This window comes from Vibrio sp. FF266, assembly GCF_041439695.1.
In the GTDB taxonomy this organism is placed as follows: domain Bacteria; phylum Pseudomonadota; class Gammaproteobacteria; order Enterobacterales; family Vibrionaceae; genus Vibrio; species Vibrio tasmaniensis_A.
In genome coordinates, this window is record NZ_JBGOOO010000112.1 from 1 (window position 1) to 1,312 (window position 1,312).

The window sequence follows — 1,312 nt, forward strand, 5'->3', positions numbered from 1 at the left end:
TGTCCCGTCCTGAAATGTGTTTACACATTGAGGACGAATTATGACTACTTCAAATAGGACCTATGTTAAGCGCACTCAGCGTGATTACACACTAGGCTTTAAATTACAGATTGTCGCTGCTGTAGAAAGAGGCGATATGACATATAAACAAGCCCAAACCATTTATGGTATCCAAGGCCGCTCAACCGTTTTAACCTGGCTTCGAAAGCACGGTAAGATGGGTTGGGCGCAAAATCCAAGGATGAATGCCATGCACCAATCACCTAAGCCTAAAGAATCACCTGCACAGAAAATAAAACGTCTTGAGAAAGAGTTAGAAGACGAAAAAATCAAGAATCTCTTTTTAAATAGAGTGGTTGATATTCTTGATGCTGAGCACGGAACCAGTCTCAGAAAAAAGTATCTAGCCAAGGAGCAAGAAGCCTTCAAAAACAGGAAGGAATAAGTTTAGTTCGAATATGTAAGCTATGCGGTATAACGAGGCAGAGTGTTTATCAACGAGAGAAGCGAATTCATCATCGTCAGTTAGAGCTTAAACCGATTAAAAAAATGGTGTTGGATATTAGGCGTTATATGCCTCGGGTTGGTACTAGAAAGCTCTATTTTTTGCTTAAACCCAAACTACAAGAACAAGGTATCAAGTTAGGTCGAGATGCGCTTTTCAACTACTTACGCGATGAACGATTATTGGTAAGACCTAAACGTAGTTTTACAAAAACGACCAATAGTAGACATTGGATGAAGAAACACCCGAATTTATTAAAGGACTACCAACCATGTAGTCCGGAGAGTGTGTTGGTGAGCGACATAACCTATGTTCAATCTGATGAAGGGGTTCACTACCTATCATTGGTTACGGATGCGTTTAGTCGAAAAATAATGGGCTATGAGCTGAGCAATGAAATGAAAGCGACGGATGTCGTGAAAGCGCTGGATATGGCTATCAAAGGGCGTCGATATCATCGTCCTTGTATCCATCATTCAGATCGTGGTCTGCAGTATTGCTCAGGTGTTTATCAAGATAAGTTGAAAAGTAGCGGCATAATGCCTTCGATGACAGATGGTTATGACTGCTACCAAAATGCCTTGGCAGAGAGGATAAATGGAATCCTGAAACAAGAGTTCTTACTTGATAAGTGTAAAAACCTCGGAGAGCTTAAACAACTAGTAAAAGAGTCTATAAGTACCTATAACAACATGAGGCCGCACCTTAGTCTCAGGATGAAAACTCCAAATGAGGTGCATGAAAAAAGCCAACAGCTGACGCTGTTGGCTTAGTAGAAAAACTGTCAACGTATTTTAGGACGAGACA

1 protein-coding gene is annotated in these 1,312 nt (G+C 40.9%); it reads left to right on the top strand.

The window, feature by feature from the left end:
• The first annotated feature begins 40 nt into the window (after positions 1–40).
• Positions 41–1,278, top strand: a protein-coding gene (locus ACED59_RS24480; protein WP_139137228.1) for an IS3 family transposase whose coding sequence is annotated in 2 segments (ribosomal slippage) — positions 41–413 and positions 413–1,278 — 1,239 coding nt in all. Because the reading frame shifts where the segments join, the coding sequence is not laid out codon by codon here.
• Positions 1,279–1,312 lie beyond the last annotated feature (34 nt).